Annotated in this window: 20 protein-coding genes; 12 read left to right on the plus strand and 8 right to left on the minus strand. The window is 73.9% G+C overall.

Features of this window, described 5'->3' with window-relative positions:
* The first annotated feature begins 112 nt into the window (after positions 1-112).
* The 3 genes from QA634_RS04610 to QA634_RS04620 all read left to right on the plus strand — a co-directional run bounded on the left by QA634_RS04610 (position 113) and on the right by QA634_RS04620 (position 4,184).
* Positions 113-1,492: an MFS transporter gene (locus tag QA634_RS04610; RefSeq protein ID WP_012330889.1), complete on the plus strand. Its 1,380-nt coding sequence runs from the start codon at positions 113-115 to the stop codon at positions 1,490-1,492.
* Positions 1,493-1,611: 119 nt separating this feature from the next.
* Positions 1,612-2,409 (plus strand): SDR family NAD(P)-dependent oxidoreductase, encoded by a 798-nt coding sequence (locus QA634_RS04615; RefSeq protein WP_012330890.1) that lies wholly within the window; start codon positions 1,612-1,614, stop codon positions 2,407-2,409.
* Positions 2,410-2,726: 317 nt separating this feature from the next.
* Complete coding sequence (locus tag QA634_RS04620; protein ID WP_043700821.1) at positions 2,727-4,184, plus strand: porin; 1,458 nt, start codon at positions 2,727-2,729, stop codon at positions 4,182-4,184.
* A gap of 484 nt (positions 4,185-4,668) precedes the next feature.
* Here QA634_RS04620 and QA634_RS04625 read toward each other — a convergent pair whose 3' ends face one another.
* Together QA634_RS04625 and QA634_RS04630 are read right to left on the minus strand one after the other, a co-directional pair.
* Positions 4,669-5,031, minus strand: a complete 363-nt coding sequence (locus QA634_RS04625) for an SWIB/MDM2 domain-containing protein (protein WP_012330892.1) — start codon at positions 5,029-5,031, stop codon at positions 4,669-4,671.
* 152 nt (positions 5,032-5,183) lie between these two features.
* The gene (locus QA634_RS04630) at positions 5,184-6,212 is read right to left on the minus strand and encodes an aldo/keto reductase (protein ID WP_012330893.1); all 1,029 of its coding nucleotides are present in this window, start codon (positions 6,210-6,212) and stop codon (positions 5,184-5,186) included.
* 375 nt (positions 6,213-6,587) lie between these two features.
* Between QA634_RS04630 and QA634_RS04635 the strand changes: the two genes are divergently transcribed.
* From QA634_RS04635 to QA634_RS04650, 4 genes are all read left to right on the plus strand, one after another.
* Positions 6,588-7,766, plus strand: a complete 1,179-nt coding sequence (locus QA634_RS04635; RefSeq protein ID WP_012330895.1) for an MFS transporter — start codon at positions 6,588-6,590, stop codon at positions 7,764-7,766.
* Between the two features lie 48 nt (positions 7,767-7,814).
* The gene (locus tag QA634_RS04640) at positions 7,815-8,264 is read left to right on the plus strand and encodes a DUF2721 domain-containing protein (RefSeq protein WP_012330896.1); all 450 of its coding nucleotides are present in this window, start codon (positions 7,815-7,817) and stop codon (positions 8,262-8,264) included.
* A 95-nt stretch (positions 8,265-8,359) separates the two neighbouring features.
* Positions 8,360-8,797, plus strand: coding sequence for a PRC-barrel domain-containing protein (locus QA634_RS04645; protein ID WP_012330897.1), 438 nt, complete (start codon positions 8,360-8,362; stop codon positions 8,795-8,797).
* Positions 8,798-8,801: 4 nt separating this feature from the next.
* A complete protein-coding gene (locus QA634_RS04650; protein WP_012330898.1) occupies positions 8,802-9,731 on the plus strand; it encodes a hypothetical protein in 930 nt (309 codons plus the stop codon).
* Positions 9,732-9,761: 30 nt separating this feature from the next.
* On the opposite strand, the gene QA634_RS04655 is transcribed toward QA634_RS04650, so the two are convergent.
* Genes QA634_RS04655 through QA634_RS04665 form a run of 3 tightly spaced genes read right to left on the minus strand, consistent with a single transcriptional unit; the run spans position 9,762 to position 13,072 of the window.
* Positions 9,762-11,060, minus strand: coding sequence for an amidohydrolase family protein (locus tag QA634_RS04655; RefSeq protein ID WP_012330899.1), 1,299 nt, complete (start codon positions 11,058-11,060; stop codon positions 9,762-9,764).
* Positions 11,061-11,064: 4 nt separating this feature from the next.
* Positions 11,065-12,009 (minus strand): ABC transporter permease, encoded by a 945-nt coding sequence (locus QA634_RS04660; protein ID WP_012330900.1) that lies wholly within the window; start codon positions 12,007-12,009, stop codon positions 11,065-11,067.
* 4 nt (positions 12,010-12,013) lie between these two features.
* On the minus strand, positions 12,014-13,072 hold the full coding sequence (locus QA634_RS04665) for an ABC transporter permease (protein ID WP_012330901.1): 1,059 nt from the start codon (positions 13,070-13,072) through the stop codon (positions 12,014-12,016).
* Positions 13,073-13,832: 760 nt separating this feature from the next.
* Between QA634_RS04665 and QA634_RS04670 the strand changes: the two genes are divergently transcribed.
* Complete coding sequence (locus tag QA634_RS04670; RefSeq protein WP_012330902.1) at positions 13,833-15,329, plus strand: UbiA family prenyltransferase; 1,497 nt, start codon at positions 13,833-13,835, stop codon at positions 15,327-15,329.
* A gap of 61 nt (positions 15,330-15,390) precedes the next feature.
* Here QA634_RS04670 and QA634_RS04675 read toward each other — a convergent pair whose 3' ends face one another.
* Positions 15,391-16,617, minus strand: a complete 1,227-nt coding sequence (locus QA634_RS04675) for a hypothetical protein (RefSeq protein WP_012330903.1) — start codon at positions 16,615-16,617, stop codon at positions 15,391-15,393.
* A 255-nt stretch (positions 16,618-16,872) separates the two neighbouring features.
* On the opposite strand from QA634_RS04675, the gene QA634_RS04680 reads away from it, so the two are divergent.
* Both QA634_RS04680 and QA634_RS04685 read left to right on the plus strand, forming a co-directional pair.
* Positions 16,873-18,861 (plus strand): sensor histidine kinase, encoded by a 1,989-nt coding sequence (locus QA634_RS04680; protein ID WP_012330904.1) that lies wholly within the window; start codon positions 16,873-16,875, stop codon positions 18,859-18,861.
* A gap of 192 nt (positions 18,862-19,053) precedes the next feature.
* A complete protein-coding gene (locus QA634_RS04685; protein ID WP_012330905.1) occupies positions 19,054-19,917 on the plus strand; it encodes a universal stress protein in 864 nt (287 codons plus the stop codon).
* A gap of 33 nt (positions 19,918-19,950) precedes the next feature.
* On the opposite strand, the gene QA634_RS04690 is transcribed toward QA634_RS04685, so the two are convergent.
* Both QA634_RS04690 and QA634_RS04695 read right to left on the minus strand, forming a co-directional pair.
* Positions 19,951-22,071 (minus strand): TonB-dependent receptor family protein, encoded by a 2,121-nt coding sequence (locus QA634_RS04690; RefSeq protein ID WP_012330906.1) that lies wholly within the window; start codon positions 22,069-22,071, stop codon positions 19,951-19,953.
* A gap of 628 nt (positions 22,072-22,699) precedes the next feature.
* Positions 22,700-23,038 carry a c-type cytochrome gene (locus tag QA634_RS04695; protein WP_012330908.1) on the minus strand — a complete coding sequence of 113 codons (339 nt, stop codon included), beginning with the start codon at positions 23,036-23,038 and terminating at the stop codon, positions 22,700-22,702.
* Positions 23,039-23,355: 317 nt separating this feature from the next.
* On the opposite strand from QA634_RS04695, the gene QA634_RS04700 reads away from it, so the two are divergent.
* Complete coding sequence (locus QA634_RS04700) at positions 23,356-24,465, plus strand: glycosyltransferase family 2 protein (protein ID WP_012330909.1); 1,110 nt, start codon at positions 23,356-23,358, stop codon at positions 24,463-24,465.
* On the plus strand, positions 24,447-25,169 hold the full coding sequence (locus tag QA634_RS04705) for a class I SAM-dependent methyltransferase (RefSeq protein WP_012330910.1): 723 nt from the start codon (positions 24,447-24,449) through the stop codon (positions 25,167-25,169). The genes QA634_RS04700 and QA634_RS04705 overlap by 19 nt, the downstream gene beginning before the upstream one ends.

Genomic DNA, 25,169 nt, shown 5'->3' on the forward strand with positions numbered 1-25,169 from the left:
AGGGGCACCGGTTCGGAAAAAACGACGCGGGAACAAGAACCTGAGCAGAATCGCGGCGGACCGCTCTGCTCGGGCCGGCCTGTCGGATCGGGAGAGGGCGGGAGAGGGCGGAATGACGGGAGCGGCCGGACCGGTGCCGGTGGAGGCGGCGGACGGCCTGCCGCCGGCCGAGCGCCTCTGGGCCATGGGGGCGATCGGCACCGCCATGACCCTCGCGGTGCTGGACGGGGCCATCGTCAACGTCGCCCTGCCGGTGATGGCCCGCGACCTCGGGGTCAGCCCGGGCGCCGCGATCTTCGTGACGAACGGCTACCAGCTCGCCGTCACGGCGGCGCTGCTGCCGCTCGCCTCGCTCGGCGACATCCTCGGCTACAGGCGGATCTACGCGATCGGGCTCGCCCTGTTCACGGCGGCCTCGCTGGCCTGCGCGCTCGCCCCCACGCTGCCCCTGCTCATCGCCGCGCGGATCCTGCAGGGGCTCGGCGCCGCCGGGATCATGAGCGTCAACATCGCCCTGGTGCGGTTCATCTACCCGCACCGCCTGATCGGCCGGGGGGTCGGCACGGTGGCGCTCGTGGTGGCGATCGCCTCGGCGGCCGGGCCGACCGTGGCGGGCGCGATCCTGTCGGTGGCGCGCTGGCCCTGGCTGTTCCTCGTCAACCTGCCGCTCGGGCTGCTGGCGCTCGCGGCGGCGATCCGCACCCTGCCGGTCACACCCCGCAGCGGCGGGCGCTTCGATGCCCTGAGCGCGCTCCTCAACGCGCTCGTCTTCGCGCTCCTGATCACCGGGGTCGACGGGCTCGGCGACCCCGGGGAACGCGGCCTTGCGCTCCTCCTCCTCGGGGGCGCCCTCGTGATCGGCACGGCCTTCGTCTGGTACCAGGCGCGGCTGCCGGCGCCCCTCCTGCCGGTGGACCTCCTGCGCATCCCGGTCTTCGCCCTCTCGATGGCGAGTTCGATCTGCGCCTTCTCGGCCCAGATGATGGCCTACGTCGCCCTCCCCTTCTACTTCCACGACCTGCTGCACCGGACGAGCAGCGAGACGGGCCTCCTGATGACGCCCTGGCCGATCGCCATCGCGGTGATCGCGCCGGTGGCGGGCCGGCTCTCGGACCGGATCGCCCCCGGCCTCCTCGGCGGCGTCGGCATGCTGGGGATGGCGGCGGGCCTCGCCCTGGTGGCGAGCCTGCCGGCCGAGCCCGCCACGGGAGACATCGTCTGGCGGCTCACGCTCTGCGGGCTCGGCTTCGGGCTGTTCCAGTCGCCGAACAACCGGGTGATCATCACCAGCGCCCCGCGGGAGCGCAGCGGGGGCGCGAGCGGCATGCAGGCGACGGCGCGGCTCGTCGGGCAGTCGCTCGGGGCCGCGATGGTCGCGGTGATCTTCGGCCTGATGCACACGGGCGGCACCGTGGCGGTGCTGTGGATCGCCGCCGGCCTGTCGCTGACCGGGGCGGCGACGAGCGCCATGCGCAATCCGGCGCGGACCTGAGGCGCCGCCTCCGGGCCGGAGGCGCCGCCTCCGGGGCTCCTCCGCGCGGACCGCCAAGCCCTGGACGTCCGGGATCGGGATCACATCTCCCGGGCGGGACGGCTGCGACGGAGGCCAGCATGGACATCGATCTCACCGGGCGGCGCGCCCTCGTGACGGGCTCGACCGCGGGAATCGGCTTCGCCATCGCCAGGGCGCTCGGGGAGCTCGGCGCCACCGTGGCGGTGAACGGGCGCACGGCCGGGCGGGCCGAGGCGGCGGTCGCGGCGCTCGCGCGGGCCGCGCCGAAGGGGCGCTTCCTGGCCGCGCCCGGGGACGTCGCGGACGAAGCGGGCGCGCGGGCCGTGCACGCCGCCGTCCCGGACGCGGACATCCTCGTGAACAATGCGGGGATCTTCGAGCCCAAACCCTTCTTCGAGATCCCGGACGAGGATTGGAGGCGCTTCTTCGAGGTGAACGTGCTGAGCGGCGTGCGCCTGTCGCGGCTCTACGTGCCCGGCATGACGGCGCGGGGCTTCGGCCGGGTCGTGTTCATCTCCAGCGAATCGGCCCTGCAGATCCCGGTGGAGATGGTCCATTACGGGATGACCAAGACCGCCCAGCTCGCGGTCTCCCGCGGCCTCGCCGAGACCGTCGCGGGCAGCGGCGTCACGGTGAACGCGGTCCTGCCGGGCCCGACCCTGTCGGAGGGCGTCGCCACCTTCATGAAGGAGATGGCGGCCGGCATCGCCGACCCGGACCTCGACGCGATGGGCCGCGCCTTCGTCCGGGAGCACCGGCCGACCTCCCTGCTCGGGCGGCTCGCCACGCCGGAGGAGGTGGCGAACCTCGTCGCCTATCTGTGCACCCCCGCCGCCAGCGCCACCAGCGGGGCGGCCCTGCGGGTCGATGGCGGGGTGGTGCGCGCCATCGTGTGACCCCGGCGCGCGCATCCGGCGAGGGCCGCGGAGGAGATTTCGCGGCCTTCGCCGAAGACAATCCAAGCGTGGGATTGAAAATTTACTCGCTTTTTTGAATCGTTCGGCCGCTCCTCTCGGCCATTTGGCCTATATCGAAAGGCATATTGCAGAACGGACACATCCTTTCCCTTACGGCAACTCACTGCCGGCGGCTCCCTGTACATTCACAGCCCGCTCAGATATTCCCTTACCCAGCGGAATCGGGGAAAGAAAAGGCGCGCCGTGCGACTCCTTCCCTGGGTAAAGGAGATGGTAAAGTGACGATGCAATCCGGAATGATGTCGGTGTCCGCGCGGTCGCTCCGCGCGGTCAAGGGCGTGCTCCTCGGTTCGGCGGCCGGTCTGGCCGTCGCCGGCGGGGCTCAGGCGGCCGATCTGCCGACCAAGAAGGCGGCTCCGGTCGAGTACGTGCGGATCTGCTCGGCCTACGGCGCCGGCTTCTTCTACATCCCGGGCACCGATACCTGCCTGCGCGTCGGCGGCCGCGCCCGCTTCGAGGCGACCTACGTCCAGCCGCTGATCCGCGGCGACAACATGGGCTATCGCGCCCTCGGCCGCCTGAACATCGACGCCCGCACGCAGACCGGCTACGGCACCCTGCGCGCCTTCGTCCGCTTCGAACTGGCCAGCCGCACCGGCGGCTTCTTGAAGTCCGGTACCCAGGAGCGCGCCGCCAACGCCTTCTCCGCCACCGGCGTCGACACGGCCGGGCGCGTCCAGCAATACGTGAACGCCGACAAGGCCTTCATCCAGTTTGCCGGCCTCACCGCCGGCCGCGCGGCCTCGTTCTACGACTTCTACGCCCACGATTACGAGATCATCGCCGGCACGCTCGGGTCGGACATGTCCTCGACCAACGTCCTCGCCTATACGGCGACGTTCGGCGAGGGCTTCTCGGCCACGATCTCGATGGAAGACCCGAACTTCCGCAAGAACCCGATCTTCGGTGCGCCGACCGCCAGCGTGGGCGTGAACCCCGTCGACGTGGTGCAGCGCTCGCGCATGCCCGACTTCGTCGGCGCCCTGCGCTACGACGCGGCCTGGGGCTCGGCGCAGCTCTCGGCGGCGGTCCACGAGATCAACACCGGCAACTTCACCTCGAATCTCCTCACGATCCCCCACGTGCCGAGCGAGTACGGCTGGGCGGTCCAGGGCGGCGTGAAGATCAACCTGCCCTTCATCGCCGCGGGTGACGGTCTCTACCTGCAGGGCTCGTACGGTGAAGGCGCGACGATCTATACCGGCATCTCCAACTACAACGGCACCTACTCGCTGACCGGCAACCCGATTGGTGGCCTGTTCAACACCTCCTACGCGGACGCGATCCTCGACCCGGTGACCGGCCGGCTGTCGCTCTCGAAGAGCTTCACGGTGGTGGGCTCGTTCCTCCATTACTGGACGCCCGAGTGGCGGTCGGCCATCTTCGGCAGCTACGGCGAGATCGAGTTCAACAAGACCGCCCGGGCCCGCACCGCGGCGGCCGGGATCGGCGGCCTCACCGTCGCCGACGCGGCGACCAGCGCCCTGCTGCGCGACGCGTCCCAGATCGTCGCCGGCGCGAGCCTGATCTGGTCGCCGGTGAAGGATCTCGATATCGGCGTCGAGGGTCTCTACACCCAGGTCGGCGTCAAGAACGGTCGCGTCCTCGACCCGAACCGGCCCGGCAGCACCACGGCGACCGTCAAGGACGGCGACACGTTCCAGGTTCGCATGCGCGTTCAGCGCGACTTCTGATCCCGACGGCGGATCGCGACGGAGGGCCCCGGCGGTGTCGGGGCCCTTTCCATTTTTGAGGATCGATGGGAGGGCGAGCGCCCCGCCCGGCCGGGCGCCTGCATCGGCAGGCGCGGGACGGGGCCGCGGGCAGCTGCCCGGTGGTTCGAGCCGGTCCGATGGCGGGATGGCCCCGAACGGGGCGGCCGATGCCCTCACGGCGTTTCCGGCACCGGCCCCATCCTCGCGTGCGTCGCCGCAACCCCGACCACGACGGCTCAGGACAGGGTTCGGGCCCGCACGCGGCCCGGCGCGATCTCTAGAGCCCCGGCCCATCATCGCCCGGCGAGGGGGCCCCAGCCATGCCGGGACCGTCGCGGAGGGCGGGGTCGAAGAGCGGCGCCGATGCGCCTCGGCGCGACGGGGACCGCGAGGCTCCGGTCCGAGACCGGCCGGCGCCGGACGCCGACGGGCCTCCGGCGGAACCCCGCGCGGGCCTCCGCCCTTACTTCAGGTGCTGGGCGAGATACTTGTTCATCTCGAACATCGTCGCCTTGTCCTTGCCGAAGACCTTCTTCAGCTTGTCGTCGGCGAGGATCTCGCGCTTGTTCTCGGGATTCTGCAGGGAATGGGTGCGGATGTAGTCCCACACCTTGCTGACCACCTCGCCGCGCGGGATCGGCTTGGTGCCGACGATCGCGCCGAGTTCCGGCGAGGGCTGGAGGGGCTTCTGCAGGGCGTTCGGCTTGTCGCCGCCCTTGGGCGCCGCCACCTTCTTGCCCTTGGCGGCGGATTCCTTGCCGGCGGGCTTCTCGGCCTCGGCCGCCTCGGCCTTCGGAGCCTCTTTCTTGGTCGTCTTGGTCGCCATCGCTCTCCTCCGGTGTCCCCTGGGGCCCACGTCGCGGGATATACGGCCCTGCCGGGCGCTTAGCGTCAACAACTAAGCCTTGCCGGCCCCGTTCCAAGCGGAAATTCGCGGCCGGAACGGGATCATCCACACCCGAAGGCGTAAACGAAAGCTCAAGCCCCGATTGATCGGGCATCCGTCCAGGTCTTGCGGCCCTCCAGGGGATAGGCCGGATCGGTGTAGCCGGGGGTCGAGGGATGGCCGGCCGGCACGAGCCGGTCGACCAGGGCTTCGTCCTCCGCCCCGAAGCGGTAGGCGAGCGAGGCCGCGTAGGCCTCCCACTGCGCGAAGGTGCGCGGGCCGGCGATGACCGCGGTGACCGCCCGATTGTTCAGCACCCAGCCGAGGGCGAAGTCGATCGGCGAGGCGCCGCGGGCGGCCGCGTGGGCGGCGATCTCGCGGGCGATGGCGAGGCTCTCGGGGCGCCACTCGGTCTGCATCATGCGGGCGTCGCCGCGGCCGGCACGGCTGCCCTCGGGCGGCGAGGCGCCGGGATCGTACTTCGCGGTGAGCACGCCGCGGGCGAGCGGCGAGTAGGGCACCACGCCGAGCCCGAAATACGCGCAGGCCGGCAGGTGCTCGACCTCGGGCATGCGGTTGAGGGCATTGTAGTAGGGCTGGCTCGCCGCCGGTCGATCGATGCCGTAGTCGTCGCAGAGGCGGCAGATCTCGGCGACGCGCCAGGACCGGTGGTTCGAGACCGCGAAGTACCGGACCTTGCCGGTGCGGATCAGGTCGCCCACGGCCCGCACGGTCTCGGCCAGCGGCGTGTCGTGGTCCTCGCGGTGGAGGTAGTAGAGGTCGATCCAGTCGGTGCCGAGGCGCCGGAGGCTGTCCTCGCAGGCGCGGATGACGTGGGCGCGGGAGAGGCCGCGGTCGTTGGGGCCGGCCCCCATCGGGTTCCCGACCTTGGTGGCGAGCACGACGGCGCCGCGGTCGCGGGCGATGGCGCGGCCCACCACCTCCTCGGAGACGCCGTCATTGTAGACGTCGGCCGTGTCGATGAAGTTGATCCCCCGGTCGCGGGCATCCGCGATGATGCGGGCGGCCTGGGCCTCACTGGTCTGGCCGCCGAACATCATGGTGCCGAGGCAGAGGGGGGAGACCTTGAGGCCGGATCGTCCGAGGGTGCGGTACTCCATCGCGTCGCTGTCCTCCGATGATGGCCGATCTTGGGCACTAAGTTCCTGTGGCGCGCGCGTCTCGCCGCCGTGTGGATGCCGGGGTTTTCCTCCCATTCACCCTGTTCGGCAATCCCCCGTTAAGCACGCGGCCGCAGAACTCTCCGCATGTTCTTCGCCGCCATCTCCCTCGCCTTCGGCGCCGCCAGCGCCCTCATCCTTGGCCTGCGGGCCGCGGTGTCCTCCGAGATCCCCGGGGAGGGCCCGCATTCGCGGGGCTTCCTCTGAGATCCGGGTGGCCGGAGGGTGCGCCCTGCGGCGGGGAGCCGAGGGGCGGCGCCCCTCGGTCCTGATCTCTGGTCGGCCGGCGCGGGCGCCGCGCCGCGAGGCGCCGCGATGCTGAGCCGCTTCCTCGTCGTCGCGGCGGCGCTCTATGCGGGCTACGGCGTCACGTCGCCCTACCTGCCGGCCTTCCTGGCCGAGCGCGGGCTCGGCGCGGACCAGATCGGGCTCGCGCTCGCGGCCGGCCAGGGGGTCCGGCTCGCGGCAGGCCCGCTGGCGGGGCGCCTCGCGGACCGGCGCGACGCCGCCCGCGGCGTGCTGGCGGCCTGCGCCCTCCTCTCCGCCGTCACGGCGCTCGCCTTCCTCGCCGGGCACGGCTTCGCGGCCCTCCTGGTGGTCGGGGTCGCGCACGCGGCCGCGACGGCGCCGCTCGCGCCGCTGGCGGACGCCCTGGCGCTCCCGGCCGCCGCGGCCGGCCGCTTCTCCTACGGGCTCGTGCGGGGTGCGGGCTCGGCGGCCTTCATCGCCGGCACGCTGCTCGCGGGGGCGGTGACGGCGTGGTCGGGCCGGCCGGCCCTGCTCGCCTGCGGGGCGGCGTTCTTCGGGCTCCTGGCGCTCGCCGCCCTGCGGCTCCCGGCCGGGGCGGCGCGGGCCGCGGGGATTGTGGATTCGGCCTCGCCGGGCCTCCTCCTGCGCTCGGCGCCGTTTCGCCGCATCGTCCTGGTCGCCGCCCTGGTGGTCGGCAGCCATGCCATGCACGACGCCTTCGCGGTGATCCGCTGGCAGGCGGCCGGGATCGGTCCCGGCGCGGCGAGCCTGCTCTGGGCGGAATCGGTCGCCGCGGAGGTGCTGGTCTTCACGCTCGCCGGGCCGCCGCTCCTCGACCGGCTCGGCCCGGCCCGGGCGCTGATGCTGGCGGGCCTCGCCGCGGCGGGGCGCTGGGCCGTGGAGGGCGCGACGGCGGCGCTGCCGGCCCTGGCGCTGATCCAGGCCCTGCATGGGCTGACCTTCGCGCTCCTGCACCTCGCCTGCATGCGGGTGCTGCTGGCGAGCGTGCCGCCGGCGCTGGCGGCCACCGCCCAGACCCTCTACGGCACGCTCGGCCTCGGGCTCGCCACCACGCTGACGACGCTGGCGGCCGGGCCGCTCTACGGCCGGTTCGGGCCGGCAGCCTTCTGGGCCATGGCGCTGATGGCGCTCGCCGCCGTGCCGCTGGCGCGGGGCCTGCGCGCGCCGCCGGGCGATGCCCTGCCGGGCGATGCCCGGGAGGGCACCGCCCGCGGCGGGGCTTGACCCGGGCCCGCGCCGGGCGGAAGGCGGGCCCGCCGACCGGAGCCCCGCATGCCCGTTCCCGCCGACCTCTCGGCCCTCGATTCGACCGCGCACATCATCCAGGTGGCGCTGACGCCGGTCTTCCTGCTTAGCGGGCTCGCGACGCTGCTCAGCGTCCTGTCGACGCGCCACGCGCGGATCGCCGACCAGGTCGAGAGGCTGTCGGGCCGCACGAACGAGGTGGCGCGGCTCGCGGAGTTGCGGCGGCGCAGCCTCGCCCTGGACGCGGCGGTGGTGCTGGCGGCGCTCGCGGGGGTGGCGACCTGCGGGGCGGTGCTGACGCTGTTCGTGGGGGCGCTGCGCGACACGGGCGTGGCGAGCGTGCTCTTCGCCTTGTTCGGCGCCGCGATCGTGTTCACCCTGTGCGCGCTCGGGGTCTTCGCCGTCGAGATGACCCTGGCGAGTCGCGACGTGCGCAGCGCCGCCGCGACTCAGGCGGAGGAAGCCCGGGAGCGCTGAGGGGCCGCGGGCGCCAGAGCGCCCGCAGGCGCGGAAGCGCCCGGAACCGTCCGGCGGGGGTCCGGTTCCCCAGGGGTGAGACGGGGAGACGAGAGATGCCGACCGACCTGCCGACCGAACGAAGCCTGCGCGCGCCGGGCTCGATGGAGCTCGACCCGACCGCCGAGGGCGTCGCCCTCGACGAGACCCGCCGGCTGATCGCCTCGAACAAGGTCGAGGGCACCGCGGTCTACAATCGCCAGGGCGAGAGCCTGGGTACGATCTACAACTTCATGGTCGATAAAGTGTCGGGGCAGGTCGCCTACGCGGTCCTGTCCTTCGGCGGCTTCCTCGGCCTCGGCGAGAGCTACCATCCGGTGCCGTGGCGGGCGCTGACCTACGATGTCCGGCTCGGCGGCTACGTGATCGACCTCGACGTGGACGCGCTGGCGGGGGCGCCGAGCCAGGGTCCGGGCGAGGACGCCTTCGCGGATCCGGGCTTCGGGCCGCGGGTCGACGCCCATTGGGGCCGCGGCCGGCCGGACCCGGCCTGAGGCCATGGAGCCGGAGGCGGTCGAGGGGGCGGTCGAGCGCGGCGCCGGCTTCTCGGTCGCGCCGGGGACGGGCAAGCGCCCCGGGGTGCTGGTGGCGATGCCGTTCGACCGCGACCTGATCGCGCGCTTCCGCGAGACCTTCCCGACCGCGAAGTTCCGCCGCGCGACGCGGCGCTGGTTCGTCCCGGGCACCACGGCCGAGCGGCGGGTCGATGCCTGGATCGGGCGGGAGATGTCGGCGCGCGACGCCCACGGCGACGCGAAGGGCCGCGACGCCTACGCCTTCGAGCCGCTGGTGAGCCGCTACCTCGACCCGAGCCCCGAGGGGCTGATCGTGCGCACCCCCTATTCGCGCACCGTGGTGGAGACCCTGCGGGGCATCTCCGCCGCCCATTGGGACCCGGCGGTGCGGGCGTGGCGGGTGCCGTGGCGGGCCTACGAGGCGCTCAAGGCGGTCTGGCCGGTGATCGAGGAGGCGGCCGCCCGCAACGAGCCCGAGGCGAAGCGCGCCCGCCGGGAGGCGGCCCGCGATCCCGCGGCCGAGCGCGAGCGGCGGCGCCAGCGTCACCCGGTGCCGATGGACGACCTGCCGCCCCTCGGGGTCCCGGTCGAGACGGCGGCCTACGGCGTGGTGGTGTTCGAGGCCCTCGACGCGGAGCCGATCGCGCGCGAGGACCTGCCGCACGCGGTGGCGCCCCTGCCGAAGGGCCGGGCCTTCGTGTGGGGCTGGTGGCGGATGCCGGATTTCCGCGAACTCGCGGAGGTTCTCTCCGCCGCGCGCCCGGACGACGTGCGCCGCGGCTGGTGGCCGCCGACCCGGGAGGGGCTGGAGATGCGGCGGCGGCGCCTGCGGGAGGCCGAGCGGGCGCGGGCGACCCGGGCCGCCCGGCGCGAGGAGGCCGAGGTGCCGGCCGGCGAGGACGCGCAGGAGTGATCCGGGTCGGCCGGCGCGCCCGCTCCCGTCCTACGCCCCGGCCGCCTCCGGCGCGTAGGCCGCCGGATCGACCCGCTCGGGCCGTCCCGGCAGGGCGAGGGCGGCCGCCCGGGCGGGGGTGCGGGCCACCACCCGGCCGCGGCGGATCACCGCGAGCCGCGTCGCGCGCAGCCGGATCGCCTCGATCGGGTCGCGGGCCTGCAGCAGCACCAGATCCGCGTGGGCGCCGACATGCAGCCCATAATCCTCAAGCCCCATCACGGCGGCGGCCTGGGTCGTCACGGCCGCGAAGCAGGCCCGCATCGCTTCGCGCCCGGTCATCTGCGCCACGTGCAGGCCCATATGGGCGACGTCGAGCATGTCGGCCGCGCCGAGGCTGTACCAGGGGTCCATGCAGCAATCCTGGCCGAAGGCGACGGTGAGCCCCGCCGCCAGCGCCTCGGGCACGCGGGTGAGGCCGCGGCGCTTCGGGTAGCTGTCGTGCCGGCCCTGGAGCACGATGTTGATGAGCGGGTTCGCCACCACCCGCAGCTGCGCCTCCGCCATCAGGGGCAGCAGCTTCGAGACGTAGTAATTGTCCATCGAGTGCATGGAGGTGAGGTGCGAGCCCGCCACCCGCCCCTGCAGCCCGTGCCGCACCGTCTCGGCGGCGAGCGTCTCGACGTGGCGCGACAGGGGATCGTCAGTCTCGTCGCAGTGGATGTCGACGCGCAGCCCCCGCTCCGCCGCGATCCGGCACAGGCGGCGCAGGGATTCGGCCCCCTCCTCCGCGGTGCGCTCGAAATGCGGGATGCCGCCCACCACCTCGACGCCGCGGTCGAGGGCGCGCTCCAGGTTGCGCGCCGCGCCGGGCGCGCGCAGATAGCCGTCCTGCGGGAAGGCGACGAGCTGGAGGTCGAGGTACGGCGCGACCTGCTTCTTGACGGCGAGCAGGGCGTCGACCGCGAGCAGCCGGTCGTCGCAGACGTCGACGTGGGAGCGCACCGCGAGCAGCCCCTGCGCCACCGCGAGGTCGCAGTAGCGCAGCGCCCGCGCGATCACCGCCTCCTCGGTGAGGAGCGGCTTCAGCTCGCCCCAGAGGGCGATGCCTTCGAGGAGCGTGCCGGACAGGTTGAGGCGCGGGTGCCCGAGGGAGAGCGTCGCGTCCATGTGGAAGTGGCAATCGACGAAGGGCGGCGTCACGAGCTGGCCGGCCGCGTCGATCTCCTCGCCGGCCGGGCCCGGGATGCCCGGCGCGATCCCGACGATCCGCCCGCCCGCGACCGCGATGTCGTGGTCCCGGCGCCCGTCCGGCAGGGTCGCGCGGCGCAGGATGAGGTCGATGTCCATGGGGTCAGCGCTCTCCGCGGCGATAGGGGATCATCAGGGCCCGGGGCGCCCGGGCGTGGCGGGCCCCGACCAGGAGCGCCGCGATCGACAGGAGGTAGGGCAGCATCAGGAAGACCTGCCCGGGCACGATCCCGCCCGCGACCTGCTGCAGCCGGACCTGGAAGGCGTCGAAGGCGCCGAACAGCACGGCCCCGAGCAGCGCCTTGCCGGGCCGCCAGCCCGCGAAGACGGTGAGCGCGATGCAGATCCAGCCGCGCCCGGCCACCATCTCGAAGAAGAAGGCGTTGAAGGCCGACAGCGTCAGGAAGGCGCCGCCCACCGCCATCAGGGCCGAGCCCGCCACCACCGCGCCGGTCCGCACGGCCCGCACGGGGATGCCCTGCGCCTCGACGGCGGCCGGGTTCTCGCCGACCGCCCGCACGGCGAGGCCGAGGGGCGTGCGGGCGAGGAACCACGCCAGCGCCGCCACGAGCGCGAGCGCCAGCAGGGTCAGGGCGGTCTGCCGGAACAGGATCGGGCCGACGAGCGGCAGGTCGGACAGGAGCGGCAGGTCGAGGGGCGCGAAGGGCACGATGCGCGGCGGCGTGGCGGCGCCGGGCAGGGCGAGCCGGTAGCCGAACGAGGCGGCGCTGGTGGCGAGCAGGGTCACGGCGAGCCCGCTCACGTGCTGGGAGAGGGAGAGCCCGACCGTGAGCCCGGCGAGGAGGAGCCCGAGGAGCGCGCCCGTGAGCGCCGCGACCAGCACCCCGCCCCAGAGGCCGGCGCCGAGATGCACGGCGAGCCAGCCCGTCATGGCCCCGGCCGTCATGATGCCCTCGATGCCGAGGTTGAGCACGCCCGCCCGCTCGCACAGCACGGCGCCCGCGACCCCGAAGATCAGCGGCGTGGCGATGCGCAGGGCCGCGGCCCAGAAGGTGACGGTGAGCAGGATGTCGAGGAGGCTCTGCACGGGGTCACGCCCTCCCGATCCGCACCCGGTAGCGGGTCACGAGCCCGGCCACCAGCACGGCGATCAGCGCCATGGCGACGATGAGGTTGGCGATGTAGCTCGACACCCCGACCGCCCGGCTCATGGAATCGGCGCCGACGAACACCGCCGCCACGAAGACGGCCGCCGCCACGGTGCCGAGCGGCGAGAGCCCGGCCAGCATGGCGACGACGATGCCCGCGTAGCCGTAGCCGGGCGAGAGGTCGGCGGCGAGGAAGCCCTTCACGCCCGCGACCTCGCCCGCCCCGGCGAGTCCCGCCAGCGCTCCCGAGAGGGCGCCGACGCCGACGAGCGTCGCGCCGACCGGGAGCCCGACGAAGCGCGCCGCCGCGGGCGCGGCGCCGACCGCCCGGATCGCGTAGCCCGCGACCGTGCGGGTGACGAGGAGGTGGATCGCCCCGGCCGCCGCCAGGGCGAGGAGGAGCCCCGCGTGGAGGCGGGTGCGCGCGACGAGCTTGGGCCATTGGGCGGCCTCGACGACGGGCTCGGATTGCGGCCAGCCGAGGCTCATCGGGTCCTTCATCGGCCCCTCGATCATCATCTGGACGAGGAGCAGGACGACGAAGTTGAGGAGGAGCGTGGTGACGACCTCGTCGGCGCCGAGCGCCACCCGGGCGAGGGTGGGGCCGAGCATCATCAGGGCGCCCGCGAGCGCGCCGGCCGCGAGGACGAGGGGGATCATCAGGGCGGGCGGCCCCTCGACGGCCCCGGCCCCCACGGCGACGGCCGCGAGGGCACCGGTATAGAGCTGGCCCTCGGCGCCGATGTTGTAGAGCCGCGCCCGGAAGGCGATCGCGGCGGAGAGCCCGGTGAGGATGAGGGGGGTGGCCCGGGTGAGCACCTCGGCCAGCGCGAAGCGGGAGCCGAGCGCGCCCTCGATCAGGCTCGCATAGGCGCGCGGCAGCGGCGCGCCCGCGGCGGCGATCGGGATCGCCGCGAGCGCCAGGGCGACGAGGCCCGCGGCCACCGGCACGGCGAGGGCGAGGAGCGGCGGCGTCCCGCTGCGCGGCTCGAGGCGGATCACGGGGCGGGGCTCCTCGGCGGGGGATGGGAATCAGGAGATCCGGCGCGGATCGGAGATACGCCCGGGAGCTTAGCGAAATCCGGGCCGCGGGACGAAGGGCGGGGATGCGGGCGACGGGCCTGACCCGGGCGACAGCCGCCGCCGCGCGACGTCGGCCGCTTCCGAACCTGCCGGATGCAGGGTCCATCCTGCTCGCAGCTTTTGGAAGGAGAGTACATAAATTAAATAATTCGAACAGGCGAGGCAGAGAAGGTTGAGTTTCACAGTGGGACGGTGAAATTCCAACGAATTCGATCCATGATTATCTATCCTGGCTGCACAAGCGCGAACAGGACCTGACGCATGACGGCACCTACACGCCCGCCATCCTGAAGAAGAACGCCGCAGCCTCCTGAACCGGCGCGACGGCGAGCGCCCCGCCTCCGCGCGATGAGGGTGCCACCGGCGGCGCGCCGACCGGGAGGCTCACGAAGCGCGCCGCCGCGGGCGCGGCGCCGACCGGTCGGATCGCGTCGCCCGCGACCGTGCGGGCGACGCGGAGGTGGATCGCCCCGGCCGCACCCGCCCGGGCCGGCGCTCGTCCCGGACAGCTCCGTCTTGCAAAATCCCTTCCCTAAGGTCATTGAGCATGACCGAGGCAACGCCGGATCCCTGCGCTGCCTCGCGCCGACCCTCAAGCGCACGGATCATGGCATCAGCCTGTCTCGGTCAGAGCGCGGCATCGGCACCGCGCCGCGCGGCATTGGCGTGAGATCGAAGCATGGCCCATCCGCTCTCCGCCGACGCTGCCTCCCGCATCTCCGCCGATCACGCCCAGCCTCGGCCTTCGCTTCCCCTGGTCATCGGCCTCGACGACGCGCTCCGGCGCGGCAGCGCGCTCCTGGAGGGCGCGCTCTCCCTCCTGCGATCCGACACCCCGGGGGTTCTCACGCTCCTGCTCCGGGGGCCAGGCGGGCGCGCCGTCCTGGAAGACCGCGTCGCGCGGGCGGCGGCCCTCGCCGAGGCGGCCCGGCCGCTCAACGAGGAGGCCCTGGCCTTCGCGGAGGCGCGGGCCCGGCGCGGGTGTCCCATCTGGCTCCTTACCGAGGACGATGCCCTGGCGCGGCGGGTCGCGGAGCACCTCCCCGCCGGCACCCGCGTGCTCGCGCCCGACGCGGCGCTCGCGCTGCCGGGCGAGGCCAGGGCGGCGCGGCTGGCGGACCTGTTCCCGGAGGGGTTCGCGTATGCGGGCGCGGCCGGCGCGGACCTGCCGGTCTTCGCCCGCGCGAGGGAGGCGGTGCTCGTCGGGGCCGCCCCGGGCGTGGTGCGGGCCGTCCGCGCCCTCGGCCGCCCCGTCACCGCGATCGAGGGCCCGTCGCGACCGCGCGCCCTCGCGCGGGCCGCGCGGCTCCATCAATGGGCCAAGAACGGCCTCGTCGTCCTGCCCCTCGTGCTCGGCGGCAAGTCCGGGGACCCGGCCGCCTGGGGCCGTGCCGTCCTCGCCTTCCTGGCCCTCGGCCTCGTCGCGTCGGCGAGCTACCTCCTGAACGACCTCTGGGACCTCCCCCACGACCGCGCGCATTGGTCGAAGCGCCGCCGGCCCCTCGCGAGCGGGGACCTGCCCCTCCCCCACGGCCTGTTCGCCCTCGCGGCGGGCCTCGCGCTCGGCCTCGGGCTCGCGGCCGGGGCCGGTCCCGGGGTGTTCGCCGCCGTGCTGGCCTACCTCGTCCTCACCCTGGCCTATTCCCTGGCCCTCAAGCGCGCCCCCATCCTCGACGCGCTCGCCCTGGGGGGCCTGTTCACCCTGCGCCTCGCGGTCGGCATCACCGCCGCGGCGGTGATCTGGTCGCCCTGGCTGCTCTCCTTCTCGATGTTCCTGTTCACCTCGCTGGCCCTCGCCAAGCGGCACACCGAGCTGCGCGGCGCGGCCCAGCGCGGGCTGAGCGTCGTCGGCGGGCGGGGCTACCTGCCGGCCGACGAGCCGGTCGTGCTCGCGCTCGGCATCGCGGCCGGCCTCGCCAGCATCGTGATCTTCATCCTCTACCTGGTGCTCGAGGCGTTCCAGACCGCCGCGCTGGCGGCGCCCCGGGCGCTCTGGGCCTTCCCGCCCCTCCTCCTGCTGTTCATCGGGCGAATCTGGCTGATCGCGGGGCGGGGCCAGCTGAACGACGATCCCGTGGTGTTCGCGCTCAGGGACCGCCCCAGCCTCCTGCTCGGGCTCGCCGCCGCCCTCGCCTTCGCGGCGGCGGCGCTCGGCCTGCCGGACGGGCCGCCGTGAGGGCCGGCGGCCCGGGACCTCGGCGTCGCGGGCCGGGCGCGGATCCCGGCCCGTCCGCTCCTCACAGGCGGTAGACGCTCGCGAGGAAGGCGACGGCCGCGTTCGTGACCACGCCCCAGGTCACCAGAAGCGGCAGGGCCGCGAAGGCGGCCGGACGCGGGGCGCGCAGCATCAGGACCAGCAGGATGGGCAGCCAGTCGAGCGTGTAGCGCTGCGTCGCGATCTGCTCGGCGCCGTTCGAGTGGTAGAGCAGGGTGGTGCCGGCGATCAGGCCGATCACCGCCGCCCCCGCGGCGAAGACGCGGTCGATCCTCGCGCAGGCGGCGAGCAGGATCCACGGGCTCGACACCGCCAGCGCGACGCCAGCCTTGTCGAGTCCGATGATCTCGGTCCGGTACGGCCCCCCGAACTCGATATGCACGCCCTGGAGGAGGAGATAGACCGCGTTGAACAGCGCGTATTTGGGCGAGAAGAGCCCGATCTCGCTGAGGCGCCGCCAGATGAATCCCTGGCTGTCCGGGTTGTCGATGAAGGCGTAGCCGGTCTCGAGCGGGTTGCCGAAGCGGGCCGCATCGTAGGCGAGGACCAGGATGAGCGCGGCCGCGAGCGGGACGGCCCCGCGCGCGAGGGGGCCGGCCAGCCCGCGCAGGCCCGCGCGGAGCGGCGCCCCCGGCGGCAGCGCGACGGCCAGCAGGAAGAGCGGATACAGGATCGTCATCTGGCGGCACAGGAAGGCCAGGGCCGCGAACAGGCATGCCAGGGCGAACGAGCCCCGGCAGACGACCGCCCACAGGCTCAGGCTGGTCATCAGGAACCCGACCACCTGCGCGAAGAACCAGACGCCGTCGGCCCGCAGCGTCACCTGGAAGAGCGGGCTCGCGAAGGCGAGCGCCAGGATCAGCCAGGGCGCGTCGCGGCGATCGACGGCGAGCGCCCCGAAGATCCGGCTCCAGATCAGCAGGCTCAGCGTCGAGAGGGCGAGGCCCAGCAGCACGAATCCCTTGAAGCCCGGAAAGCCGAACCACGCCACGAACGGCATGACGACGAGCGCCGGCAGGGGCGGAAACACGATGTAGGTGCGCCCGTCGAACCGCGCGCAGTCGATCTCCGGACAGGATTCGACCCAGACTCGGCCGTGCAGCAGGGCATCCGCCAGGGCGCCGTAGGAATTCGACCCGGCGTCGTGGAAGAGCCCCCTCCCGATCAGCATCGCGGCCATGCCGAGAGCCGCGAGGCCGGCCAGGATCGCCGGGGCGCGATGCTCCCGGTCACCGAACGGATGGTTCATCTGCCTGTCCCCGAATCCCGCGCATCACCGGAGCGCGGGACTCCGTGAGACTGCGACACGTCCTTCATAACTCTGCGTCACGGCTCGGGACAGCCCCGTGCGGGAGGCCGGGCGACGCCGTCGCGTGCGGGCCGGACGCGTCCACCCGGATCCCGCCTCCCGCGCGCGGCCGCGGCGCCCGGCTCGCCTCCACCTTTGACAACCTGCCCGCGTCCCGGGACAACCGGCAGCGGAGCGGGGCGCGGGACCGGCGGGATGGAGCGCAGACGGCTGCAACGGGTCGTGCGGGCATGGCCCATCCGCTGGCGCATCCTGGGCATCGCCGGGCTCAACTCGGCCCTCGCCCTGGTGCTGATCGGGCTGATCTGGGACGGGGCCACCGTGCTGTCGCGGGCCTGGAACGACCTGCGGCAGGTGCGCCAGTCCGAGCACCTGCTCGGCCAGCTCGACCGCGACACCGAGCGGCTGCAGAGCCTGATCCACCGCTCGATCAGCCAGGACGACCCCGACATGCTGTGGCGGATCGGCGACCTGCGCGACACGCTGATCGGCCGGCTGCGCGTGCAGGCGCGGCTCGACCCGCTCATCGCCCGGCCCTCGGAGACCCTGCGGGAGGTCACCGAGCGCTTCATCGCCGGGTTCTCGGCCCTGCGCGAGACGCGCGCCCGGATCTCGCAGATCTACGAGGGCCGCCTCGCGGGGCCGGCCCGCGAGATGTCGGGGCTCTACGCGCTCATCGAGGGGTCCGACGCGGCCGGTCAGGCGCCGATCGGGCCGCCCCTGTCGAAGTCGCGGGAATCCTTCCACGCCATGATGCTGGCGGCGAACGCCTTCTCGCTCTCGGCCGCGGAGGCCTCGGCCGCGGAGGTGCGCCGGGCCGCCGCCGCGATCCGCGGCACGGTGCCGGTGATGCGCGACCGCGCGGCGACCGACGTGCAGAGCCGCGCCCTCGACGCGCTCGACGCCCGCGCGCAGGCGGTCGAGGCGGGCGTCGCGGCGCTCACCGCCGAGTTCGCCGCCCAAGGTCGCCTGCTCAAGGAGGAGATCGACGGCAATGCCGACCGCATGACCGCCTCGATCGAGGCGATGGGCACCCATGTGCGCGCGGTCGAGCAGGCGGCCCAGGCCCGCTTCGACCGCACCCTGGAGAGCGCGGCGCTCAAGCTCGGGGGCGTGGCGCTCGCCTTCGTGGCCCTGGTGGCCGCGCTCGGCACCCTGGTGGCCCGCAGCATCAGCGACCCGCTGCGGGGCCTGAGCGGCGCCATGCTGGCGATCGCCGGGGGCGACTACGCCCGCAAGGTGCCGGGCGCCGAGGCCCGCGACGAGATCGGCGACATGGCGGCCGCCGTCGCGGTGTTCCGCGAGAACGCGCTGGCGCGGCTGCGGGCCGAGGCGGAGCTGCGCCGCGCCAAGGAGCAGGCCGAGGCCGCCCTCGCGGAGCTGCGCGAGACCCAGGCGAGCCTGATCGAGGCCGAGAAGCTCGCCGCCCTCGGCGGCCTCGTCGCCGGGGTCGCGCACGAGGTCAACAACCCGGTCGGCATCAGCCTCACCGTCGCCTCGACCCTGAGCCAGCGCTGCGAGGCCTTCGCGGCGGACCTCGCCGGCGGGCCCCTGCGCCGCTCGCAGCTCACGGGCTTCATCGAGGCCGTGCAGGAGGCCAGCAAGCAACTCGTCGCCAACCTGATGCGGGCGGGCGACCTCGTGCAATCCTTCAAGCAGGTCGCCGTCGACCGCAGCCAGGACAACCGCCGCCGCTTCGACCTCGGCGAGACCTGCGCGCAGATCATCGCGAGCCTGCGGCCGGAACTGCGCACCGCCCGCATCGCCCTCGCCCTCGACCTGCCCCCCGGCCTCGTGATGGAGTCCTTCCCCGGCCCCCTCGGCCAGGTGCTGACGAACCTGTTCCTCAACGCCGTGCGGCACGGCTTCCCGGACGGGCGCGCGGGCACGATCCGGCTCGCGGCCGAGCCGCTGGGGTCCGACCGCGTCGTCCTCACCTTCAGCGACGACGGCGTCGGCATGAGCGAGGAGGTGGCGCGGCGGGCCTTCGAGCCCTTCTTCACCACGCGCCGGGACAGCGGCGGCACCGGGCTCGGCCTCCACCTCGCCTTCAACATCGTCACCCACCAGCTCGGCGGGCGGATCACGCTGCATGCGGCGCCCGGCGCGGGCAGCCGCTTCGTGCTGACCCTTCCGCTCGTCGCCCCCGTGCAGGAGCCCGGACGCAAGCGGCAGGCGGCGTGATGCGAACGGCTCGGCGACGATTCGAGAACGGACCCGACGGTCGCGTCGCGTGACCGTCGGGGTGAGCCGCAGGCCCCGGATGTCGGTCCGCCGCCGAGCAACGCTTCGATGAACCGGCAAATTGATTCAGATCACGGCGGCCCCATCCGCGCGATGATCCGGTGAGACCGGATCATCGAGAGGATCACCGCCATGGCGATGCGCTGCCTTCTGGTTCCGACGGGCCCCGATTGCGATGCGCGCCCGCGCCTCGACTTGGCCCTGGCGCTCAGCGACCGGCTGAAGGCGCATATCGGGCTGACCTTCCTGTCCCCGCCGGCCGAGGACGTGCTGGCGGCGATCCCCGAAATGGCGATCGCCGCCGGGGTGACCCGCGAGCGCCTGGAGGAGGAGACGCGCGAGGCGATCGGGGCCGCGCGCGCCGCCTTCGAGACCTGGTGCACGGGGGCCGACGTGGCGGTGCGCGCCGGCGACGACGTCCGCCCGGGCGTCACCGACGCCTCCTTCACGGTGCGGCTCGGGCCGGTCGATGCCAGCCTCGCCCGGGCGGGACGCCTGAGCGACCTGATCGTGATCGACCGGCCCGACTGGCAGGACCCCTTCGCGACGGTGGCCTTCGACGCCGCGGTCTTCGCCACGGGCCGGCCGGCCCTGGTGGTGCCGCCCGGCCCCGCGCCGGCCGACCCGCTGCGCAAGCTGCTGATCGCCTGGAACGGCAGCCTGGAGGGCGCGCGTGCGATCGCCCAGGCGATGCCCCTGATCGAGGCCGCCGGCGCGGTCGCGATCTTCTCCGCCCCGCGCCGGGACGAGGACGCGCAGGACGCCGCCGAACTCGCCGCCTATCTCGCCCGGCACGGCATCGCGGCCGAGCGGCTCGCGCCCCCCGACCCGACCCGCTCCGTCGGCGCCGCCCTCCTGGAAGCCGCGCAGGCGAGCGGCGCCAGCCTCCTCGTCATGGGGGCCTACACCCACAGCCGGGTGCGCCAGTTCTTCCTCGGGGGCGTCACGCGCCACGTCCTCGACCACGCCCCCCTGCCCGTGCTGATGACGCATTGACGGCGCGGGCCCGGACCCGGCCCGCATGCCGGGTCAGAACCCGGCCCGCACGCCCGCGAAGACGGCGCGGCCGTTGCCCGGGTAGAAGGCCGCCAGGGCCGCCGGCCCGCCCGCGACCTTGCGCGCGTCGGCGACGACCGAGATGTCCGAGACGAAGCGCTCGTCCGTCAGGTTGCGGGCGTCCAGGAACACCGACACGCCGTTCGCGACGTCGATCCCGGCTTGCAGGTTGACCAGCGCGTAGCCCGGCACGCGCAGGGTGTTGGCGTGGTCGGCGAAGGCCCCGCGCGGCACCCAGTCGAGGGAGGGGGCGACGTAGAACCCGCTCGGATGGGTGTAGCGCAGCACCGTGCGCAGCACGTCGTCCGGGATGCCGGCGATGCGCCCGTTGCCGAAGACCGGGTCGTGCAGGAAGCGGAAGTCGTTGTGCGTCCAGACCTGCCGCAGGACGAGCGCGTCGCCCTCCGCGGCGAGGTCGCGGGCGAGGTCGAGGCCGAAGGCCGCCTCGACGCCCTGGTGGCGGGTGCGCGGGGCGTTGAAGGTCGCGGCCGGGATGCCGAGCCCGGGCGCGATCGCGTAGTTGATGAGTTCGTCCCGCACCTCGGCCCGGTAGAGGGTCACGTCCCAGGACAGGCGGTCGATGCGGCCGCGCGTCCCGGCCTCGACGGTCCAGGCGCGCTGCGCGGCGAGGGGCACGAAGGTGGTCCCGAGCGCGTTCGTCTGCACGAGGTCCGAGAAGTCCGGCACGTCGCGCGAGCGGGTGACGTCGCCGAAGACCTGGATCTCCGGCAGCGGTTGCCAGAGCAGGCCGAGCTTCGGGTTGACGCCCTCGAAGGTCTCGTCGGCGAAGGCCGGGGCGGCGCTCGGCGGGGCGAGCCCGCCCTTGTTGCTGTAGGTGCGGTTCGAGGAGAACAGCTTCGCTCCCGTCATCAGGGCGAGGTCGGGCAGGATCCAGAAGCGGTTCTCCGCGTAGGCCTCGTAGTTCGAGGCGCTCTGCACGGCGTCGAGCGTCTGCGCCCCGCGCCGGCCGGCCAGGTTCACGAATTGCCGGGCGGCGTTCCGCCCCGCGAAGGCGCGCAGGCCCAGCAGCAGGTCGTTGCGGTGGCCGCCGAGGTCGACGCTGCCGGCCCAGTGCGGCGCGATCCCGTAGGTCCAGCCGTCCTGGTCGATGACCTGGAAGATCGGGTGGTAGAGCGACTTGTGGATCGCCCAGGTGTCGATGTCGAGCTTGCCGACCTCGAGCACGAAGGAGGTGCGGTTGGCGATCCGCTCGGTCTCGACCTTGCGGGACTGGTTGCCGCTGAGCGCCGTCGGGCTCGCGGTCCGCGGATCGGTGAGGGCGCCGGACAGGGTCAGCGTGCCGGGCAGCTTCTGGTCGGTGAGGTAGGTCCCGAAGAAGAACCGGGTCTCGACGCCTGGCGCGAGCCGGTAGCCGAGATTGGCGTTGAGGTTGCGGGTCGCCTGCGCCTCGTGCTGCCGGTATCCGTCCGAATTCGTGACCGTGCCGTTGACCAGGATGTCGACCGGGCCGGAGATCCGCGAGACCTGGACGCTCTCCCGGACCGTGTTGAAGCTGCCGCCCTCGACGCGCAGGAGCGTGGGCGCGAGGGCGGTGTGGGCGGTGGGCGTGACGGCGTTGACGGCGCCCCCCAGGGTGGTGGCGCCGAAGGCGAACGCGTCGCCGCCCTTGTAGATCTCCAGCGAGCGCAGGGCCGGCAAGTCGATCTGGTAGAAGTCGCCGCTCCCGTCCGCGAGGTTGAACGGGATGCCGTCCTGCAGGAGCTCGATCCCGCGCAGGTGGAAGCCGCGGGCGACGCCCGAGCCGCGCACGGACAGGCGCAGCTCCTGGCCGTAGCGCTCCTGCACGGTGACGCCGGGCACGTCCCGAAGCACGTCCCGCAGCGTGTTGGCGTAGGTGTTCTGGTACTCCGCCGCATCCACGAAGCCGACCGAGCCCACGGTGGCGTTCACGGCCGCGCGCTGGGCGGCGACGCTCGGCACCGTGACGGAGCCGGAAGGCGGCGGCCCGCTCCCGGCGACGGTGATCTCGGAGAGGGCGATGGTCGTGTCGGACGTCTGGGCGAGGCCGGGACCGGCGAGCAGGACGAGCGGCAGCACCGCGGCGCGGCGGGCGGCCCGGGAACGGGGGGGCATGAGGGATCATCCGTGTCTGACAGGATCGTGGCGGGCGATCGGTCAGAGGACGGGCGGGGCTCGGGGGCCGGCGCTGATGCCGGGGGCGCGCGGGGCTGGGCGACGGTGTCGGGCCGGTGCGGGATCGGGACGGCGCGGCGGCGCGGCCAGGCCACGGGGCTCGCCTCGGCGGGCGGCGGAGCCGCTCCGTCGAGCGCCTGGGCCGCCACGCAGCAGGCGCCGTGGTTCGGGACGGGATGGGACTTCCCCGGCCCCGGCGCCTCGGGCGCGGACGCGTCCGGCGCGCAGAGGGCGTGCGCCGCGGAGGGCATCCCGGCCGCGAGCGCTCCCCCCGCCACCGCCTGCAGGACGAGCGCGTAGAGCGCGGCCAGGGCGATGACCGCGCGCAGGATCGGCCGGCGGGGCGGCGGGGCACGCATGCGAGAGGCGTAGGTGGGCCGGCAAGAAGGTGTCAATCGCGCCGCGGCGGTCGCCGGGCGTTTCTCCCCGCCTGCGACCCGGCGGCATCTCATCCGCCATCCGGTTGATGGCTTCGCCATCTCCAATTTCGGCAATGCGGATGTCGGCTCCGCTCAGGCGCCGCGCGGGCTCGTGAGACGGGAACCGCTTCGATCAAGCCGATCCCGGCTCATTCCAGGCTGCTGAGGTAGCGGATGACGTCCTCGACCTGATCCGGGTCGAGGCGGAATTCCGGCATGGTCGGATGGCCCGTGGTGATGCCCTCGGCGAGGGATTCGGCGAGTTCGGCGACGGGGTAGCGGGTGTGGAGGTCGCGGAAGCGGGGCGCCTCGGGGAGCGGGCTCTCGCCCGTGCGCCCGACCGCGTGGCAGCCGGCGCAGTGGGTCCGCACGAAATTGCGCCCGCGCGTGAGGTGGGGATCCTCGACGGCCCGGGCCGGGCCGGCCGCGAGGGCGAGGCCGAGCGCGACCGCGCCGAGGACGGGGAAACGAGGGTGGACCAGGGGCATCGACCTCTCCGCGGTGAGACCCGACACTGCGCGAGCCGGCCCGCCCGGACCTTGATTCAACGCAAGCCGCCGAGGCCGTCGGGCGAGGCCGCAGCGCCCCGCCCCCCGCTCCTGCACCGTCGTCGTGTACGAGTTGTTAACCGCTCGCTGCGACCGTGCAAACCGCTTGGGTGAGCGCCCCCGTCGCCATCTGCGGGAGGTTTCCGATCGCCGGGCAGCGGCGGCGAGACCGGCCCCGCGGGGTTCCGGGCGGCCTCCGGGCGGGCGGGCGCGCCTCCGCCTGGGGGATGCCGCGACCGGGTCGCCGGAGGGATGCGATGCGCGACGATGCCGAGACCGGTGCGGAAGCTGCGCGGGACCGGTTCGCCGAGATCGCCCGCGAACTCGCCGCCCTGCGCCCGGCCGCGCCGCCGGACCGTCGCCCGATCGCCGTCGTGGTCCCGATCTACAATGACTGGCCGGCGTTCCGGCACCTCGCGGAGGCCATCGACGCCGTCTGCGAGGCGGCCGATCTCGACGCGGAGATCATCGTCGTCGACGACGGCTCCTGGCAGAGCGGGGAGGAGACGCTGGCGGCGCTGGCGCGGACCGCGAAGCGCGTCCGCCTGCGCCCGGCAATCCTGGTGACCAATCTCGGCCACCAGCGGGCGATCGCGGTTGGGCTCACGCTCGCGAGCGAGCGGGCCGCGGCCTACGGGGCCGTGATCGTGATGGACGGCGACGGCGAGGACCGGCCCGAGCACATCCCGCTCCTGCTGCGGGAGAGCGCGGCGCATCCGGAGGCGATCGTCTGCGTGCGGCGCGGGCGGCGCTTCGAGGGCCTGCGCTTCGCCATCGGCTACGCGGCCTTCAAGGCGGCGTTCGCCCTCGCCACCGGCAAGACGATCGATTTCGGCCATTACTGCGTGATCCCGCCGCGCGCGCTGACGCGCCTCGTGCACAGCCCGGCCCTGTGGAGCCACTTCGCCGCGGCGCTGCTGCGCGCGGGCGTGCCGCTGCACCGCGTCCGCCTCGACCGGGGGGTGCGCTACGCCGGGCGCTCCAGCATGAACCTGACCTCGCTGATCCGCCACGGGCTCAACGCCATCGCGGTCTTCGAGGACGTCTGCCTGGTGCGCCTGCTGATCGCGCTCGGGGTCTTCTCGGCCGGGATCTGCGCGGCGCTGATCGGCGTCGTGGCGGTCCGCTTCGGCACGGACCTGGCGATCCCGGGCTGGGCGACGAGCGCCGCCGGGCTGCTGCTCGTGGCCCTGCTCCAGGCGGCGCTGCTGGCCATCACCTCGGCGGCCTCGCACCTCAACCGCCGCTCCCTGTCCGAGATGGTGCCCGCCCGGGACGCGGCGCGCTTCCTCGGTCCGGCGGCCCCGCGCGGCGGCGCCCAGCCGCTTCCCCCATCCGGAGAGACGACGTGGAAGGCAGCATCCTGAGCCAGGGCGACTACGTCGGCACCGAACTCGACCTCTTCTCCGCCGCCACGACCTGGAAGGCCTACTGGTCGGGCGAGATCGCCCCCTTCCTGCGCGGGCGCGTGCTCGACGTGGGAGCGGGCCTCGGGGCGACCGCCGAGATCCTCGGCCGGCACCCGGCCGTGACCGAGTGGACCTGCCTCGAACCCGACCGGGGCTTCGCCGCCGCCCTCGCGGCGAAGCTGGCGGAGGGCCGGCTCGCCCCCCACACCCGCATCCGCCGGGGCACGCTCGCCGCCGCGGCGGCCGCGGGCCCCTACGACGCGATCCTCTACGTCGACGTCCTCGAACATATCCGCGAGGATCGGGACGAACTCGCGCGCGCCGCCGCCTGCCTGGCGCCGGGCGGCAGCCTGGTGGTGCTGGCCCCGGCCCACCCGGCGCTGTTCTCGCCCTTCGACGCCGCGATCGGGCACGAGCGGCGCTACACCCGCGCCAGCCTGCGGGCCGCCGGCCCGGACGGGCTCGCCCTGACGCGCCTGCGCTACCTCGACAGCGTCGGCCTCCTCGCCTCCCTGGCCAACCGCGCGCTCCTGCGCCAGGCGATGCCGACGGCCGGGCAGATCGCCGTCTGGGACCGCCTGATGGTGCCGCTCTCGCGGCGGATCGATCCGCTCCTCTTCCACCGGGCGGGCAAGTCCATCCTGGCGGTGTGGGCGCGATGA

Source organism: Methylobacterium sp. CB376, from assembly GCF_029714205.1.
Lineage (GTDB): Bacteria > Pseudomonadota > Alphaproteobacteria > Rhizobiales > Beijerinckiaceae > Methylobacterium.